This is a genomic window from Janibacter sp. CFPM2_SD2, assembly GCF_057364645.1.
This window is the reverse complement of sequence record NZ_JBNFOF010000009.1, coordinates 15,821-32,091: the sequence shown is the minus strand read 5'-3', so window position 1 is coordinate 32,091 and position 16,271 is coordinate 15,821. Positions and strand designations below refer to the sequence as shown.

The 16,271-nt window shown below is 71.1% G+C and carries 15 protein-coding genes and 1 pseudogene; 12 read left to right on the top strand and 4 right to left on the bottom strand.

Annotation, left to right across the window (positions count from 1 at the left end):
* Positions 1-1,341: alkane 1-monooxygenase (locus AC2W7J_RS01860; RefSeq protein ID WP_485981221.1), on the bottom strand; the 1,341-nt coding region annotated here is incomplete at its 3' end.
* 214 nt (positions 1,342-1,555) lie between these two features.
* Here AC2W7J_RS01860 and pyrH point away from each other — a divergent pair.
* The 11 genes and pseudogenes from pyrH to AC2W7J_RS01805 all read left to right on the top strand — a co-directional run bounded on the left by pyrH (position 1,556) and on the right by AC2W7J_RS01805 (position 11,584).
* Positions 1,556-2,281 (top strand): UMP kinase, encoded by a 726-nt coding sequence (gene pyrH / locus AC2W7J_RS01855; protein WP_485981219.1) that lies wholly within the window; start codon positions 1,556-1,558, stop codon positions 2,279-2,281.
* 79 nt (positions 2,282-2,360) lie between these two features.
* Positions 2,361-2,918: a ribosome recycling factor gene (gene frr / locus AC2W7J_RS01850; protein ID WP_421006858.1), complete on the top strand. Its 558-nt coding sequence runs from the start codon at positions 2,361-2,363 to the stop codon at positions 2,916-2,918.
* Between the two features lies 1 nt (position 2,919).
* Positions 2,920-3,795: a phosphatidate cytidylyltransferase gene (locus tag AC2W7J_RS01845; protein ID WP_255185778.1), complete on the top strand. Its 876-nt coding sequence runs from the start codon at positions 2,920-2,922 to the stop codon at positions 3,793-3,795.
* A gap of 118 nt (positions 3,796-3,913) precedes the next feature.
* Positions 3,914-4,543: an HNH endonuclease family protein gene (locus tag AC2W7J_RS01840; protein WP_485981216.1), complete on the top strand. Its 630-nt coding sequence runs from the start codon at positions 3,914-3,916 to the stop codon at positions 4,541-4,543.
* A gap of 8 nt (positions 4,544-4,551) precedes the next feature.
* Entirely contained in the window at positions 4,552-4,875 is a 324-nt protein-coding gene (locus AC2W7J_RS01835; protein ID WP_485981215.1) for a hypothetical protein, read from the top strand.
* Between the two features lie 18 nt (positions 4,876-4,893).
* Entirely contained in the window at positions 4,894-6,105 is a 1,212-nt protein-coding gene (gene rlmN / locus AC2W7J_RS01830) for a 23S rRNA (adenine(2503)-C(2))-methyltransferase RlmN (RefSeq protein WP_255185781.1), read from the top strand.
* Positions 6,102-6,849: pseudogene (locus AC2W7J_RS01825) on the top strand (formyltetrahydrofolate deformylase); the annotation flags it as partial. The gene rlmN and the pseudogene AC2W7J_RS01825, both read left to right, overlap by 4 nt.
* A 233-nt stretch (positions 6,850-7,082) precedes the next feature.
* Entirely contained in the window at positions 7,083-8,252 is a 1,170-nt protein-coding gene (locus AC2W7J_RS01820; protein ID WP_485981214.1) for an ROK family transcriptional regulator, read from the top strand.
* 117 nt (positions 8,253-8,369) lie between these two features.
* Positions 8,370-9,467, top strand: coding sequence for an ABC transporter substrate-binding protein (locus AC2W7J_RS01815; protein ID WP_427802640.1), 1,098 nt, complete (start codon positions 8,370-8,372; stop codon positions 9,465-9,467).
* A gap of 27 nt (positions 9,468-9,494) precedes the next feature.
* Positions 9,495-10,292 (top strand): ATP-binding cassette domain-containing protein, encoded by a 798-nt coding sequence (locus tag AC2W7J_RS01810; protein ID WP_255185785.1) that lies wholly within the window; start codon positions 9,495-9,497, stop codon positions 10,290-10,292.
* The gene (locus tag AC2W7J_RS01805; RefSeq protein WP_255185786.1) at positions 10,289-11,584 is read left to right on the top strand and encodes a sugar ABC transporter permease; all 1,296 of its coding nucleotides are present in this window, start codon (positions 10,289-10,291) and stop codon (positions 11,582-11,584) included. Before AC2W7J_RS01810 ends, AC2W7J_RS01805 begins: the two co-directional genes overlap by 4 nt.
* Positions 11,585-11,587: 3 nt before the next feature.
* On the opposite strand, the gene AC2W7J_RS01800 is transcribed toward AC2W7J_RS01805, so the two are convergent.
* The gene (locus AC2W7J_RS01800; protein WP_485981211.1) at positions 11,588-12,547 is read right to left on the bottom strand and encodes an LOG family protein; all 960 of its coding nucleotides are present in this window, start codon (positions 12,545-12,547) and stop codon (positions 11,588-11,590) included.
* Positions 12,548-13,014: 467 nt separating this feature from the next.
* On the opposite strand from AC2W7J_RS01800, the gene AC2W7J_RS01795 reads away from it, so the two are divergent.
* Complete coding sequence (locus AC2W7J_RS01795; protein WP_421006844.1) at positions 13,015-14,190, top strand: S8 family peptidase; 1,176 nt, start codon at positions 13,015-13,017, stop codon at positions 14,188-14,190.
* A 133-nt stretch (positions 14,191-14,323) separates the two neighbouring features.
* On the opposite strand, the gene AC2W7J_RS01790 is transcribed toward AC2W7J_RS01795, so the two are convergent.
* Both AC2W7J_RS01790 and AC2W7J_RS01785 read right to left on the bottom strand, forming a co-directional pair.
* The gene (locus AC2W7J_RS01790; RefSeq protein ID WP_255185789.1) at positions 14,324-15,727 is read right to left on the bottom strand and encodes an aspartate aminotransferase family protein; all 1,404 of its coding nucleotides are present in this window, start codon (positions 15,725-15,727) and stop codon (positions 14,324-14,326) included.
* Positions 15,724-16,182 (bottom strand): Lrp/AsnC family transcriptional regulator, encoded by a 459-nt coding sequence (locus tag AC2W7J_RS01785; protein WP_255185790.1) that lies wholly within the window; start codon positions 16,180-16,182, stop codon positions 15,724-15,726. Before AC2W7J_RS01785 ends, AC2W7J_RS01790 begins: the two co-directional genes overlap by 4 nt.
* Positions 16,183-16,271 lie beyond the last annotated feature (89 nt).

Genomic DNA, 16,271 nt, shown 5'->3' with positions numbered 1-16,271 from the left:
GGCCGGCTGGACGTCGTCTGGGCGGCCTCGGGCAGCGCGGGCGCCTCGAGCACGGCGATCGCCGCTGGCCCCGCCCGACGCGCGGTCCTGCCGGGCCGAGTGCGCGGCGAGGATCCGCTCCCGCTTGCGTGGGTCGATGTTGGCCCGGGTCAGGTCGCCGTCGAAGTGGGCCGCGACCCGGGGGTCCATGACTCGCCGCCACAGCGGGGGCACGAGGGCGAGGACGATCATGCCCGCATAGCCGGTCGGCAGCACCGGGGCCTCGTCGAAGCTGCGCAGCGCCTGGTAGCGCCGCGTCGGGTTGGCGTGGTGGTCGCTGTGCCGCTGCAGGTGGTAGAGGAAGACATTGGTCGCGATGTTGTCGGAGTTCCACGAGTGGCTCTGCAGGACGCGCTCGTAGCGCTCGACGTCGCCGTGGTGGACCTTGGTCCGCAGCATCCCGTAGTGCTCGAGGTAGTTGACGACCTCGAGCAGGCTGAGCCCGATGAACCCCTGGAGGAGGAGGTAGGGGAGCAGCCCCGGCCCGAGCCACAGCACGAGCGCGGCCCAGAGCACGAGCGTCATGAGCCAGGCATTGAGCACGTCGTTGTCGAGGCGCCACGGGTGCTTGCCGCGGCGGGCCAGCCGGCGGGCCTCGAGGCGCCATGCGCTGCGCAGCGAGCCGATCACGGTGCGGGGCCAGAAGGCGTAGAAGCTCTCGCCCAGCCGCGAGCTCGCCGGGTCCTCGGGCGTCGCGACCCGGACGTGGTGGCCGCGGTTGTGCTCGATGAAGAAGTGCCCGTAGCCGCTCTGCGCGAGCGCCACCTTGGACAGCCAGCGCTCGTGCTGCGGCCGCTTGTGGCCCAGCTCGTGGGCGGTGTTGATGGCGATGCCCCCGACGCAGCCGATCGAGACCGCCGCCCCGATCTTGTCGATCGTCGTCAGCTCGAAGGGAGTGCCCAGTCGCCCGGGCAGGTCGGCCGCCAGGTCGCCCAGGCCGAGGGCGCCGAGCACGTCGGGCGTGGGGTTGCCCCGGGCGATGAGGTACATCGCCGCGGCGAAGCCGAGGTACTGGATCGGGACGTAGGCGTAGATGATCCACGCGTAGTAGCGGTCGGCCTCGAGCGCCTTGACGAGCTCCTCGGGCGGGTTGTGCGCGTCACGTCCCACGAGCAGGTCGATCGCCGGGATGACGCCGAGGATGATGATCGGGCCGAGCCACAGCCACCAGTGCCAGCCGGTCGTCGCGTAGCCGAGGTAGGCCACGAAGGCCAGCGAGGGCACGACCAGCCCGATGAGCCACAGATGGCGCTTGCGATCGCGCCACGTCACCTGTCCGTCTGCCGACACCATCGTCGTCATGCCACAGCTCCTCGTCGTCGAGTGGTCCTGCTGCGGTGACGGTACTGACGTTCGGGTAACTTGACAACTGGTCGCGAAATGTCAAGCAGAGTCCCGGTGATCTCCCTTCGCCATCGGGTCGTCGCCGGTCCTCGCCGAGGAGTCCTCTGCCGGGCCGCACCTGTGGAAGGATCGGGGCGATCCCCCTTCGCCCTCGACCACAGGGAGCACACCCGTGTCCGACGAGACCACCACCCCCTACCGACGCGTCCTCCTCAAGCTGTCCGGCGAGGTCTTCGGCGGCGGCAAGGTCGGGGTGGCCCCCGACGTCGTGCGCGGTGTGGCGGACCAGATCGCCGAGGCCGTGGCGAAGGGAGTCCAGGTCGCGATCGTCGTCGGCGGCGGCAACTTCTTCCGGGGCGCCCAGCTGCAGGAGCAGGGCATGGACCGCACCCGAGCCGACTACATGGGCATGCTCGGCACGGTGATGAACTGCCTTGCGCTGCAGGACTTCCTCGAGGACGCCGGCGTCGACACCCGCGTCCAGACCGCCATCACGATGGGCCAGGTCGCCGAGCCCTACATCCCGCGTCGCGCGATCCGCCACCTCGAGAAGGGTCGCGTCGTCATCTTCGGTGCGGGTGCCGGCATGCCCTTCTTCTCGACCGACACGGTGAGCGCCCAGCGCGCCCTGGAGATCAAGTGCGACGCGGTGCTGATGTCCAAGAACGGCGTCGACGGGGTCTACGACTCCGACCCGCGCAAGAACCCCGACGCCCGCAAGCTCGAGAGCGTCACCTACGAGCAGGCGCTGCAGCAGGACCTCAAGGTCGTCGACGCCGCGGCCTTCAGCCTCTGCCGGGAGAACAACCTGCCGATGCTCGTCTTCGGCATGGAGGGCGAGGGCAATGTGACCCGAGCCCTGCTCGGCGAGTCCATCGGCACCCTCGTCCACGCCTGAGTGAGAGACTGACCCCAGACCACCGCGGCACCCGCCGCCCGCCCGCCACGGCCGCCACGGCCGGACAAGGAGAGCCCCAATGATCGAGGACGCACTGCTCGAGGCCGAGGACAAGATGGACAAGGCCGTCGAGGTGGCCAAGGACAACTTCGCCGGGATCCGCACCGGTCGCGTCAACCCGGGCCTCTTCAGCGGGGTCCTCGTCGACTACTACGGGTCGCCGACGCCGCTGCAGCAGCTCGCCTCCTTCGCCACGCCCGAGGCCCGCACCCTGCTCATCACCCCCTTCGACAAGTCGTCGATGGGTGCGATCGAGAGCGCGCTGCGTGACTCCGACCTCGGCGCCAACCCGAGCAACGACGGCACGGTCATCCGCGTGACCATGCCCGAGCTGACCGCCGAGCGGCGCAAGGAGTACATCAAGCTGGCGCACTCGCAGGGCGAGGACGCCAAGATCTCGATCCGCCACGTCCGACGTGCCGCCAAGGACACCATCGACAAGCTCGTCAAGGACGGCGAGGTCGGCGAGGACGACGGCACCCGGGGCGAGAAGGAGCTCGACGCGCTGACGAAGAAGTACGTCGAGACCGTCGACACCCTCCTCAAGTCCAAGGAAGCCGAGCTCTCCGAGGTCTGATGTGACCGAGCCCGAGTCCGCGACCCGTCGCTCCGTCCGGGCGGCCGCGCCCGCCCCGGCCGCTCCGACGAGTCGTGCCGGGCGCAACCTGCCCGTCGCCATCGCGACCGGCGTCGCCCTGGGCGGCGTGGCCGCCGGTTCGCTGGCGCTGCACCCCGTCGCCTTCCTCGTCGTCGTCTGCGTCGCCATGGTCGTGGCGGTGTGGGAGATGCGCCAGGCCCTGAGCGAAGGGGGGCTCTACGCCCCCTTCGCCCCGGTCGCCATCGGCGCCGTGAGCATGACGGTCGCCGCCTACGTCCGCGGGGCCGAGGCGCTCGTCTTCGCGGCCGCGCTGACCCTCGTCGCCACGCTCGTCTGGCGGGTCGCCGACGGGCTCGCGGGGGCGCTGCGTGATGTCGGTGCCGGTGCGCTGATCCTGCTCTACCCCTGCCTGCTCGCGGGCTTCGCCGCGATGATGCTCGCGGAGCCCCAGGGCCAGTGGCGCATCTTCGTCTTCATCCTCATCACCATCTTCTCCGACATCGGGGGCTATGCCTTCGGTGTGCTCTTCGGCAAGCACCCGATGGCGCCGAAGCTGTCCCCGAAGAAGTCCTGGGAGGGCTTCGCCGGCTCGGTCATCTCGTGCGCCGCGGTCGGCGCGATCGCCATCCCGCTCACCCTCGACGGGGCGTGGTGGCAGGGCGCGATCCTCGGGGCGCTCACCGCCCCGGTGGCGACGATCGGCGACCTCATCGAGTCCAGCCTCAAGCGCAACCTCGGGATCAAGGACATGTCCAACATCCTGCCGGCCCACGGTGGCCTCATGGACCGGCTCGACTCCCTCGTCCTCGTCATCCCGCTCATGTGGGTGGCGCTGCGGATCATCGCCCCGCACTGACCTCCCTGACGCATCCCTGACGGGGTCCACGGCCGCCCCTGACCGCGTGTTCACCCGCGGTCCCACACCCGGCCCTAGCGTCGCTCGTGCCCCGGCACCCGACCGTCAAGGACCCGCCATGCGCCTGCGCGCCACCTGCTCCGTCCTCGCTGCCACCGCGGCCACCTCGATCGCCCTGGCGCCGGCCGCCTCGGCCACCGCATCGCCCCCGGGCATCCCGTCGACGGCCACCGCCATCAGCCAGCTCGACGCCCTGCCCGTCGAGACGGAGGGGTCGATGACCGGCTACGACCGCGACGAGTTCAACCACTGGATCACCGTCGACAGGTGCGACACCCGCGAGACAGTCCTCGCCCGGGACGGCGACGACGTCGAGGTCGGCTCGGACTGCCGGCCCACGTCGGGGGACTGGTTCAGCGAGTACGACGGCGCCTCCTTCACCGACGGCAGCGACCTCGACATCGACCACGTCGTCCCGCTCGCCGAGGCGTGGCGCTCCGGCGCGGACTCGTGGTCGGACCAGGAGCGCGAGGACTTCGCCAACGACCTCGAGGGCCCCCAACTCATCGCCGTCTCGGCCTCCTCCAACCGGTCGAAGGGGGACCAGGACCCCTCGACGTGGTGGCCGACCCGCACGACCTACCGGTGCACCTACGCCAAGATGTGGGTGGCGACGAAGTATCGCTGGGGGCTGGCCCTGCAGTCCGCGGAGAAGACCGCGCTGTCCGACCGGCTCGCGAGCTGCTGAGGCCGACGATGAGCCGCACGAGCACCTTCACCGCCCGACCCGGTGGCGTGGCCACCCGTGAGGTCGGCATCATCACCGGCCGCATCGAGCTCGAGACGAGCGAGCGTGACGGGCAGGTCTCCTCCCGGGTGCGCTACGAGGGGGCGGACGAGTGGTACCACCTCACCGAGGAGCCGACCATCGGCAGCGCCGAGGCGGTCCACGAGGCCCTCGTCGGCGTGCTCTCCGGCCCGGAGCAGTCATCGACTCCCGACGAGGCGGCCCACGGCGCGGGGCAGGGGCGCGACGCCGCCGACCCGGCTGCGGGCAGCTTTGGTGGGGCACGCTCCTGACCTGAGATGATGGGCGGGATGACCGACCTGCCCACGCCCTCGACCGCCCGCCCGGCGCCCGGCCAGCTGACGATGACCGCGCCCCGCCGCGGCAAGCCGCCGCGCCATCTCGCCGACCTCGACCTCGCCGGCCGGGTCGAGTGGGCCAAGGAGTTGGGTCTGCCCGGCTTCCGCGCGAAGCAGCTGTCGACGCACTACTTCACCCACCACACCGACGACCCCGAGCAGATGAGTGACCTGCCCAAGGCCGCCCGCGAGGAGCTTGCCGCCGCGATGCTCCCGCGCCTGCTCACGCCGGTGCGCACGATCACCGCCGACCGCGGAGCGACCCTGAAGTCGGTCTGGCGCCTGCACGACGGTGCCCTCGTCGAGTCGGTGCTCATGCGCTACCCGCGCCGGGCGACGATCTGCATCTCCAGCCAGGCCGGCTGCGGGATGAACTGCCCCTTCTGCGCCACCGGCCAGGAGGGCCTGACGCGCAACATGTCGACGGCCGAGATCGTCGGCCAGGTCGTCGAGGCCAACCGTCTGCTCGCGGAGGCCGGTGACCTGCCGCTGGGTGACGACGCCGGCGCCGCGCTCGGTGCCGAGGCCGATGACGAAGGGGAGTCCCTCCCTTCGTCGTCGGGTCGCCGCGTCACCAACGTCGTCTTCATGGGCATGGGTGAGGCCCTGGCCAACTACAAGGCCGCGATCGGTGCCATCCGCCGCATGGTCGACCCCTCGCCGGAGGGCCTGGGCATGAGCGCCCGCGGCATCACGATGTCGTCCGTCGGTCTGGTCACCGGCATCGACCGGCTCACCGAGGAGGGCATCCCGGTGACGCTCGCGCTGTCGCTGCACGCGCCCGACGACGAGCTGCGCGACGAGCTCGTGCCGATCAACACGCGCTTCAAGGTCGACGAGGCGATCGACGCCGCGCACCGCTACTACCTGCGCACCGGGCGCCGGGTGAGCATCGAGTACGCCCTGATCCGCGACATCAACGACCAGGCCTGGCGTGCCGACCTGCTCGGCAAGAAGCTCACCGAGCGCGGCAAGGGCTGGGTGCACGTCAACCCGATCCCGCTCAACCCCACGCCGGGGTCGAAGTGGACCGCCTCGCGGCGCGGCGTCGAGCAGCAGTTCGTCGAGCGGCTGCGCGCTCACGGCATCCCGACGACGGTGCGGGACACGCGCGGCAGCGACATCGACGGCGCCTGCGGGCAGCTCGCGGCGGCGACCGCATGAGCGCGCCCGTCACCGAGGCCCACGAGATCGTCCTCACCCTGAGCGGACCGGACCGCCGTGGCATCGTCCACGCCGTCACCGGGGCGATGGCCGGGCTCGACCTCAACATCCTCGACAGCCAGCAGTTCGGCGACCCGTCGACCGGCGAGTTCCACCTGCGGATGCACCTGCAGGGGGAGGGGGCGATCGACGCCGAGCGGCTCGAGGCGCAGCGCGCCCGACTGGCCGACGAGCTCGGCGCCGACGTCGACGTCCACGACCCGAGCGAGCCGCACCGGCTGCTCGTCATGGTGAGCCGTCAGGGGCACGTGCTCAACGACCTGCTCTTCCGGGTGCGCACCGGCCAGCTCAACGTCGTCGTGCCGGCCGTCGTGTCCAACCACGAGGACTTCCGCGCCGAGGTCGAGTGGCACGGCATCCCCTTCCACCACGTGCCGGTCACCCGGGAGACCAAGCCGCAGGCCGAGGCGCGGCTGCGAGAGATCATCGCGGCCGAGCGGGTCGAGACGGTGGCGCTCGCGCGCTACATGCAGGTGCTCTCCGAGGACCTGTGCGCCGACCTGCCCGGCCGGGTCATCAACATCCACCACTCGCTGCTGCCGTCCTTCAAGGGGCGCGCCCTACTCGCAGGCGCACGAGCGCGGGGTCAAGGTCATCGGGGCCACGGCCCACTACGTGACCTCCGACCTCGACGAGGGCCCGATCATCGAGCAGGACTTCCGCCGGGTCGACCACCGGATGAGCCCGGCACAGCTCGCCGCTACCGGCGCCGAGCTCGAGGCGATGGCCTTCGCCCGGGCGCTGCGCTGGCACGTCGAGCGCCGGGTCGTCCTGCGTGGCCGGCGCACGATCGTCTTCGACTGACCCCCTTCGCATTTCCTTGAGGAAATGCGACCCCGGCCCGCACGCCTCAGATACGTGCGAAGGGGAGAGGGCGGGTCTCGCCACGAGGGCAGGCTCTCCCTTAGGTTTTGATCATGAAGACAGGCGGGTCGGCTCCGGGGTCGCAGTCCTCGCTGCGCCGGGCCAACCGAGAGCGGGTGGTCGAGACGCTGTCCGCGCACGGCCCGCTCACCCAGGTCGAGATCTCCGGCGCGACCGGACTGTCGCCGGCGACGATCTCCAACCTCGTGCGCGATCTCGACGCCGACGGCGAGGTCGCCCTGTCCAACAGCGTGCGCAACGGTCGCCGCGCCGTGCTCGTCGCGCTCGCCGAGGGAGGGCCCCTGCTCGCGGGAGTGGCCTTCGGGGACAGGGACATCCGCGTGGCCATCGGCACCGGACCCAACGACGTCATCGCCAGCCAGCGGATGCCGCTGCCGCAGGACCACCACGCCGACGAGGGGCTGGACCGGGCGGCCCGGCTGCTGCACGACCTGCTCGTCGACAACGGTCGATCGGTGCCCGACCTCGACCAGGTCGCGCTCGGGCTGCCGGCGCCCGTCGACTCGGTGACCGGGGCGGTCGGCTCCGAGCTGATCATGCCCGGCTGGCGGGGTGTGCCGGCGGCGGCCGAGCTCGAGACCGCCCTGCGAGCACCCGTCGTCCTCGACAACACCGCCAACCTCGCGGCCGAGGGTGAGCTCCTGGCCGGTGCGCTGAGCCGCGTCTCCACCGGCGCCTACCTCAAGCTCTCGCACGGCGTCGGCGCCGGCCTGGTCATCGGCGGGCGGGTCTTCCGGGGCAGCGCCGGCACCGCGGGGGAGATCGGCCACGTGACGATCGACGAGGCCGGACCGGTGTGCCGGTGCGGCAACCGTGGCTGTCTCAACACCTATGTCGGGTCGCCGGCGCTCATCGCGGCCATCGCCCCGTCCCAAGGACCGATCGGCTTGCGCGACATCATCGCTCGCGCCCAGCAGGGCGACCCGGGCTGTCGTCGGGTCATCGTCGACGCCGGCCGCCACCTCGGCGTCGCCGTCGCGGGGCTGGTCAACCTGCTCAACCCCGAGGTCATCGCCGTCGGCGGCCAGCTGGCTCGCACCGGTGACCTGCTGCTCGACGCGATGCGTGAGGGCGTCGAGCGCAGCGCGATCCCGAGTGCGGCTGCGAGCGTCGAGCTCGTGCTCGGGGCGCTCGGGGACGAGGCCGACGTGCGCGGGGCGCTGCTGCGCGCCGCCACGGCCCGGTCGGCGCGGGTCGGCTGAGGTCGCACTTCGGCGACACATTGAGTTCAAGTCTTGACGTCAAGGAGCGACAGTTCTAGCGTCCCGACCTGAGCGAGCCACACGGGGTGGCTGGCACATCTCAACGAGGAGATCGACATGACCACTCCCGCGCACCGCGTGTCCCGTGCCCTGGCCCTCCCGCTCGCGCTGGCGCTCGGCGCCGGCGCCCTCACCGCGTGCAGCTCGGGGGAGGGCTCCGGCTCGGGCTCCGGGGGTGACGCCGACTCGGGTGGGGCGCTGAAGATCGCGCTCCTGCTGCCGGAGTCGAAGACGACCCGCTACGAGTCCTTCGACCGGCCCCTCTTCGAGGCCGCGGTCAAGGCCGAGTGCGCCGACTGCGAGGTCGTCTACAACAACGCCGACCAGGACGCGACGAAGCAGCAGCAGCAGTTCGAGTCCGCCGTCACGGAGGGCGCGGACGTCATCGTCCTCGACGCGGTCGACGGCAAGGCTGCCGCCTCGCTCGTGAGCAGCGCCAAGGGCCAGGACATCCCGGTCATCGCCTACGACCGCTTCGTCGCCGGCTCCGACTACTACGTCTCCTTCGACAACCAGAAGGTCGGGGAGCTCCAGGGCCAGGCGCTCCTCGACGCGATGAAGGAGGACGGCAAGACCTCCGGCGACATCGTCATGATCAACGGCGCCCCGACCGACGCCAACGCCGCCGACTTCAAGAAGGGCGCGCACTCGGTCATCGACAAGAGCGACTACACCGTCGCCGCCGAGTACGACACCCCCGACTGGAGCCCGGACAAGGCGCAGTCGTGGATGGAGGGCCAGCTGTCGAAGGTCAAGGGCGACCTCGTCGGGGTCTACGCGGCCAACGACGGCACGGCCGGCGGCGCCATCGCCGCGCTCAAGGGTGGCGGCGTCGACCCCCTTCCGCCGGTCACCGGCCAGGACGCCGAGCTCGCCGCGATCCAGCGCGTCGTCACCGGCGACCAGCGGATGACCATCTACAAGGCGATCAAGCCGGAGGCCGAGGACGCCGCCAAGGCCGCCATCGCCCTGGGCAACGGCGAGAAGCCGGAGGCCGAGGACGAGAAGGAGGGCGTGCCCGCGACCCTCCTCGACCCGGTCGTCGTCTCCAAGGACAACATCAAGGACACCGTCGTCAAGGACGGCTTCTACAAGGTCGAGGACATCTGCGCGGGCTCGGTCGCCACGGCCTGTGCCTCCGCCGGCCTGAAGTGACCCGACCGACGACGACGAAGGACTGACATGACCACGACCTCCACCGGGCAGCCGGTGCTCTCGATCCACGGGCTGTCGAAACGCTTCGGCGCCGTGCAGGCTCTCAAGGACATCGACTTCGACGTCCGCCCGGGGGAGGTCGTGGCCCTCGTCGGCGACAACGGCGCCGGCAAGTCCACCCTCGTCAAGGCGATCGCCGGCGTCTACGTCCCGGACGAAGGGGAGATCACCGTCGACGGAGCCCGGGCCAGCATCTCCAGCCCGGCCGAGTCGCAGCGGCTCGGCATCGCGACGGTGCACCAGGACCTCGCGCTGTGCGACAACCTCGACGTCGTCGGCAACCTCTTCCTCGGGCAGGAACGTCGCCGCCTCGGGATGCTCGACGAGGTCGCGATGGAGAGCGAGAGCTGGCGGCTGCTGCGCCAGCTGAGCGCGAAGATCCCCTCCGTGCGCATCCCCGTCGCGAGCCTCTCCGGTGGCCAGCGGCAGACCGTCGCCATCGCCCGCAGCCTCCTCGGCAACCCCAAGGTCGTCATGCTCGACGAGCCGACGGCGGCCCTCGGCGTCGCCCAGACCGCGGAGGTGCTCAACCTCGTCGAGCGCCTGCGGGAGAACGGCCTCGGCGTCATCCTCATCAGCCACAACATGTCCGACGTCATGGCGGTCGCCGACCGCGTCACCGTGCTGCGGCTGGGCCGCAACAACGGCACCTTCCACGTCAGCCAGACCACGTCGCAGGAGATCATCGCCGCGATCACCGGCGCGACGACCAATGCCGTCTCGGAGCGCGCCGCGCGCCGGGCCACCCAGGAGGCCGCCCGATGAGCACCGCCCGCACCCCCGACGTCGAGAGCACCTCCCCGGTCACCCCCGCCACGTCCGACGCCGCCACGCTGCCCGCCGACCTGCAGGACGAGCGGCTGATCTCCGAGCAGGGGCTCTCCGGTTGGCTCGCCGCGACCTGGGGCCGGATCCGCACCGGCGACCTCGGCTCGCTGCCGGTCGTCATCGGTCTCGTCGTCATCTGGGTCGTCTTCCAGTCGCTCAACGACAACTTCCTGTCCAGCCGCAACCTCGTCAACCTCACGCTCCAGTCGGCGGCCGTCGGCACGATCTCCATCGGTGTCGTGCTCGTGCTGCTGCTGGGGCAGATCGACCTGTCGGTCGGCTCGATCAGCGGCCTGTCCTCGGCGGTCCTGGCCGTCGGCTTCGTCAACCACGGGTGGTCGGCGCCGGTCGCGATCATCGCCGCGCTGCTCGCCGGCCTCGTCGTCGGCCTGCTCTACGGGGCGATCTTCACGACCTTCGGCGTCCCGAGCTTCGTCATCACGCTGGCGGGCCTGCTCGGCTTCCTCGGGCTGCAGCTGCTCGTGCTCGGCGACGAGGGGACGGTCAACCTCCCCTTCGACTCCGGGCTGGTGAAGTTCGCCCAGAAGACCTTCCTCGTCCCCGCGGCGACCTATGCCCTCATCGCGGCCGTCGTCGCGATCTACGTCGTCACCCGCGTGCGGGCGGGCATGCAGCGCAAGGCTGCCGGTCTCTCCGCGCCGTCGACGACGGCGACGGCGGTGCGGGCCGTGCTGCTGGCGCTCGTCCTCGGGGTCCCGGCCTTCGTGCTCAACCAGGACCGCGGCGTGCCGATGATGTTCCTGACCTTCCTCGCGCTCGTCGTCGTCATGGACCTCGCGCTGCGACGCACCTCGTGGGGCCGCGCCGTCATGGCCGTCGGCGGCAACGTCGAGGCCGCGCGCCGCGCCGGCATCCGGGTCAAGCGCGTCTACCTGTCGGTCTTCGCGCTCACGGCGACCTTCGCCGCGCTCGGCGGCATCTTCGCCGCGTGCCGCCTGGCCGCGGCCAACCAGAGCAGCGGTGGCGCCGACACCAACCTCAACGCCATCGCCGCAGCGGTCATCGGCGGCACGAGCCTCTTCGGCGGGCGCGGCTCGGCCTACTCGGCCCTGCTCGGCGTCATCGTCATCCAGTCGATCAGCTCCGGGCTGAGCCTGCTCAACCTCGACTCGTCGGTGCGCTACATGGTCACCGGTGGGGTGCTCCTGCTCGCCGTGGTCATCGACTCGCTGAGCCGTCGCAGCCGCGCCGCGCACGGCCGCGCCTGATCCTCACGGCGTGAGGAGCGCGGCGGCCTCCTCGGGCGTCTCGACGAGGTGCAGCACCTCGCCGAGCGGCCGGCCGGTGCCGAGCGCCCGCAAGGCCGGCCACACCGGCACGGTCTCGGTCCAGTGCTCGAGCCCGACGAGCACGAGCGGGGGCAGCGGCTCGTCCTCGGGGGCGTAGTAGAGCGGGGTGCACGCCTGGAAGATCTCCTGCACCGTGCCCGCCGCGCCCGGCAGGACGACGAGGCCACCGGTGCTCTGCGCGAGGAGCACGTCCTCGCGCAGGGCATTGGAGAAGTACTTCGCGATGCCGTCGCAGAAGACATTGGGCGGTTCGTGCCCGTAGAACCACGTCGGGATCCCGTAGCTGCGTGCCGCGCCCTCCGCCGCACCCAGGTCGGCGCGCACCTGCAGGGCCAGCTCGGCCCATGCCTCGACCGACGGTCGGAAGCTCGGCACGGCGGCCAGTCGATCCAGTGCGACGTCGACCGCATCGGTGGTCGGGGCGAGAGACCCGAGGTTGGCCGCCTCCATCGCACCCGGACCGCCGCCGGTGAGCACGGCGTGGCCGCCGGCGGCGAGGGCGTGCCCGAGGCGACGGCGACGACGAGTCCGTGCTGCCGCGCTCGAGCGCGTGCCCGCCCATGACGCCGACGACGTCAGCCCGTGCAGCGCCTCGACGAGCGCGTCCTGCACCGCGTCGTCGTGGACCGCCCGCAGCAGCGTCGCCCAGGCGTCGTGCTGGGTGCGCGCCTCACGGCTCCAGGCGTAGGCCCGTGCATCGACGGTGCTCGGGTAGCCGGCGGTCTCGAGTCCGCCGTAGAGGTCGAAGGGGGAGTACAGCCGTGAGCGGAAGGGCTCCACCGGGCAGGTCGGGTCGGGCGGCACGATCACCGCGCCGCGGGCGACGAGGTCACGGGCCAGCTCGTCGGGCACCTCACCGCCGAGGACCACGAGGCCGCGCACGTCGGCGCGGGAGAGGTGGTCCGCGTGCGGCGCGAGGTCGAGTCCCTGCAGCCGCCAGCCGGCCAGCGAGATGCCCGACTCGGCGAGGCGACGCAGACCCCCTTCGTCATGGACCTCGCGATAGGCGGGGTCTCGGACCGGCGACCGAGCCGGTCACGCAGGGGGTGGCGGCGCGTCTCGCGAGTCATCCCGCCAACCTAGCCAGCCGGTCCGACAAGGTGTCCGGGGCGTTGGGGGTCCGTATGGATTTCGCCAAGGAATGAGGCGTCGCGCGGCGCTCTGGGGCGTCCGGGCAGCGTCCGGGACGCCCGCAAGATCATCGTCAGACGCGCGATCAGGCGGATCTTCTTACCGTCCGATGACGCTTCGAGGTGCCCATTTGTCGCCGTGGACAGTCGTCGGCGGGGCTCCTAGGGTCCGGCAGCAAGCCGTCGCCGAGATCCGGCGGCGGTCCACGAAAGGAACGCATGACGTACTCGATGAAGAGCACCGGAGTTGTTGTTTCCTCTGCGGCGCTGCTGCTGGCAGTGGCCCCCTTCGCCTCCGCGCAGGGCGAGGAGCTGGCACCGCTCACGACCCATGGCGACGCCGCCGTCCAGATGCAGGGTGAGACCACCTATGTGGTCACCCTCGACGAGGGGGAGTCCGGAGCGCAGGTCGCGCGCTCCCTCGGCGTGACGCCGACGCACGTCTACACCGAGGTCATCGACGGCTTCGCCGCGAAGCTGACCCCGGAGCAGCTGCACGACGTGCGGGCCGACGCCGACGTCGCCGCCGTCTCCGAGAACCTGAGCATCCAGGTCGACACGCCCCGGGGCAGCGCCGCTGGCGAGACCCCGTGGGGCCTGGACCGGATCGACGACCCGCAGCTGCCCCTCGACGGCACCTACGAGCCCGCCCAGACCGGCGCCGGCGTCACCGCCTACATCCTCGACACGGGCATCGACCCGGACCACCCACAGTTCGGCGGCCGCGCCTCGGTGGGCTTCGACGTCACCGGCGGTGACGGCCTCGACCGCCAGAGCCACGGCACGCACGTCGCCGGCACGATCGGCAGTGCCGACTACGGCGTCGCGCCGGGCGTCAAGCTCGTCGGCGTCAAGGTGCTCGACGACAGCGGTAGCGGCAGCTCCGCCGGCATCATCGAGGCGATGGACTGGGTCGCGCAGAACGCCGACGGCCCCTCGGTCGCCAACATGTCGCTCGGCGGGTCCAAGGACCCGGCCCTGAACAACGCGGCCACCGGCCTCGTCGACAACGGGGTCTTCACCTCGGTCGCGGCCGGCAACGAGTCCCAGGACGCCGCCAACGTCTCCCCGGCGAGCGCCGAGGGCGTCTTCACGACCGCGGCCTCGACCGACCAGGACGGCAACGCAGACTTCTCCAACTACGGCTCGCTCGTCGAGGGCTATGCCCCCGGCCAGGACATCGAGTCGACCGTGCCCGGCGGTGGCACCGACACCTACAGCGGCACCTCGATGGCCAGCCCGCACGTCGCCGGTGCGGCCGCCCTGTACCTCGAGGCCAACGCGGGGGCGACCCCCGACGCGGTGAGCCAGGGGCTGCAGGGCGCGTCCGTCGACGCGATCACCGACGCGCCGTCCGGCACGCCGACCGGCCTGCTCCAGGTGGCCGCCGGCTGACGCCACTGACGCACGGTTCCTGAGGAGGCCGTCCGCGGCCGTCTCGAAGGACGGGCCCGCTCCCTTCGTCACGAAGGGGCGGGCCCGCTGCTCGTCAGGAGTCTGCATTGCCGTTGGGCAATGCAGACTCGGGTCAGAGGTGGTTGGGCGCCTCGGTGAGGACCGTGCGCAGCCGCTGCTCGATGTCGTCGAACTCCGCTTGGCCGATGGTCAGCGGGGGAGCGAGCTGCACGACCGGGTCGCCGCGGTCGTCCGCGCGGCAGTACAGGCCCGCGTCGAAGAGCGCCTTGGAAAGGTAGCCGCGCAGCATCGACTCCGACTCGGCGGCGTTGAAGGTCTCGCGGGTCGCCTTGTCCTTGACGAGCTCGATCCCGTAGAAGTAGCCCTCGCCGCGCACGTCGCCGACGATCGGCAGGTCGAGCAGCCGCTCGAGGGTGCGGCGGAAGGCGGGGGCATTTTCCTTCACGTGGTCGTTGAGCCCCTCGCGCTCGAAGATGTCGAGGTTGGCCAGGGCGACCGCGGCGCTCACCGGGTGGCCACCGAAGGTGTAGCCGTGGGTGAAGGTGTTGGCCCCGCTCTTGTAGGGCTCGAAGAGCCGGTCGCTCGCGATCATCGCGCCGATGGGGGAGTACCCGGAGGTCATCCCCTTCGCGCAGGTGATGATGTCGGGCGTGTAGCCGAAGTCCTCGCAGGCGAACATCGAGCCGATCCGGCCGAAGGCGCAGATGACCTCGTCGGAGACGAGCAGCACGTCGTACTCGTCGCAGATCTCGCGCACCCGCTCGAAGTACCCGGGCGGCGGCGGGAAGCAGCCGCCGGCATTCTGCACCGGCTCGAGGAAGACCGCGGCGACGGTGTCGGGGCCCTCGAACTCGATCGCCTCGGCGATCCGGTCGGCGGCCCAGCGGCCGAAGGCCTTGGGGTCGTCGCGCAGGTCCTCGGCGGCCCGGTAGATGTTGGTGTTGGGCACCTTGTGCGCGCCCGGCACGAGCGGCTCGAAGTCCTCCTTCAGCGGCGGCAGGCCGGTGATCGACAGGGCGCCGTGCGGGGTGCCGTGGTAGGCGATCGAGCGCGAGATGACCTTGTGCTTCTTCGGCTTGCCGGTGAGCTTGAAGTACTGCTTGGCCAGCTTCCACGCGGACTCGACGGCCTCGCCGCCACCGGTGGTGAAGAAGACGCGGTTGAGGTCGCCGGGGGCGCCGGCCGCGAGCCGCTCGGCGAGCTCGATGGCGGCCGGGTGGGCGTAGGACCAGATGGGGAAGAAGGCGAGCTTCTCGGCCTGCTTGAGCGCCGTCTCGGCGAGCTCCTGGCGACCGTGCCCGACCTGGACGACGAAGAGGCCGGCGAGGCCGTCGATGTACTCCCGCCCGGTGTCGTCCCAGATCTTGTGGCCCTCGCCGCGCACGATCGTCGGGATGTGCCCGCCCTCCTCGTAGACGGAGTGGCGGGTGAAGTGCATCCACAGGTGGTCTCGGGCGGCCTGCTGCAGGTCGGTGCCCCGAGCAGTGCGGGCGGTGGTCATGGGCTCTTGGGTCATCTGGTCCCCCAGTTGTAGTGCTGCTTGTTGAGCTTGAGATAGACGAAGGTCTCGGTGGAGCGCACGCCCGGCAGGGTGCGGATGCGCGCGGTGAGGAGGTCGAGCAGGTGGGCGTCGTCCTCGCAGACGACCTCGACGAGCAGGTCGAAGCTGCCGGCGGTCGTCACGACGTAGTCGACCTCGGGCATCTCGGCGAGCGCATCGGCGACCGGTCCCATGTCGCCGTCGACGGTCAGGCCGATCATGGCCTGCCGACGGAAGCCCACCTGGAGCGGGTCGGTGACCGCGACGATCTGCATGAGACCGCCGTCGATGAGCCGACCGACGCGCTGGCGCACGGCGGCCTCGGAGAGGCCGACGGCCCGGCCGATCGTCGCGTAGGACTGACGACCGTCCTCCTGGAGGTGCTCGATGATCTGCTTGCTCATCTCGTCGAGCGGAGCAGGGGTGGTCATGGCGCCCATCGTGGCGTGAGGTCGGTCGCATGGCAAGCCGAGCGCGACGAAATCCGTACGAAACACTCGTGATCGCAGATGTTTTCACA

Excerpts from the sequence above, each read along its gene's own strand:
- frr (WP_421006858.1), top strand. The coding sequence starts at position 2,361 with ATGATCGAGGACGCACTGCTCGAGGCCGAGGACAAGATGGACAAGGCC.
- AC2W7J_RS01840 (WP_485981216.1), top strand. The coding sequence starts at position 3,914 with ATGCGCCTGCGCGCCACCTGCTCCGTCCTCGCTGCCACCGCGGCCACC.
- AC2W7J_RS01835 (WP_485981215.1), top strand. The coding sequence starts at position 4,552 with ATGAGCCGCACGAGCACCTTCACCGCCCGACCCGGTGGCGTGGCCACC.
- rlmN (WP_255185781.1), top strand. The coding sequence starts at position 4,894 with ATGACCGACCTGCCCACGCCCTCGACCGCCCGCCCGGCGCCCGGCCAG.
- AC2W7J_RS01820 (WP_485981214.1), top strand. The coding sequence starts at position 7,083 with ATGAAGACAGGCGGGTCGGCTCCGGGGTCGCAGTCCTCGCTGCGCCGG.
- AC2W7J_RS01815 (WP_427802640.1), top strand. The coding sequence starts at position 8,370 with ATGACCACTCCCGCGCACCGCGTGTCCCGTGCCCTGGCCCTCCCGCTC.
- AC2W7J_RS01810 (WP_255185785.1), top strand. The coding sequence starts at position 9,495 with ATGACCACGACCTCCACCGGGCAGCCGGTGCTCTCGATCCACGGGCTG.
- AC2W7J_RS01805 (WP_255185786.1), top strand. The coding sequence starts at position 10,289 with ATGAGCACCGCCCGCACCCCCGACGTCGAGAGCACCTCCCCGGTCACC.
- AC2W7J_RS01795 (WP_421006844.1), top strand. The coding sequence starts at position 13,015 with ATGACGTACTCGATGAAGAGCACCGGAGTTGTTGTTTCCTCTGCGGCG.
- AC2W7J_RS01790 (WP_255185789.1), bottom strand. The coding sequence starts at position 15,727 with ATGACCCAAGAGCCCATGACCACCGCCCGCACTGCTCGGGGCACCGAC.
- AC2W7J_RS01785 (WP_255185790.1), bottom strand. The coding sequence starts at position 16,182 with ATGACCACCCCTGCTCCGCTCGACGAGATGAGCAAGCAGATCATCGAG.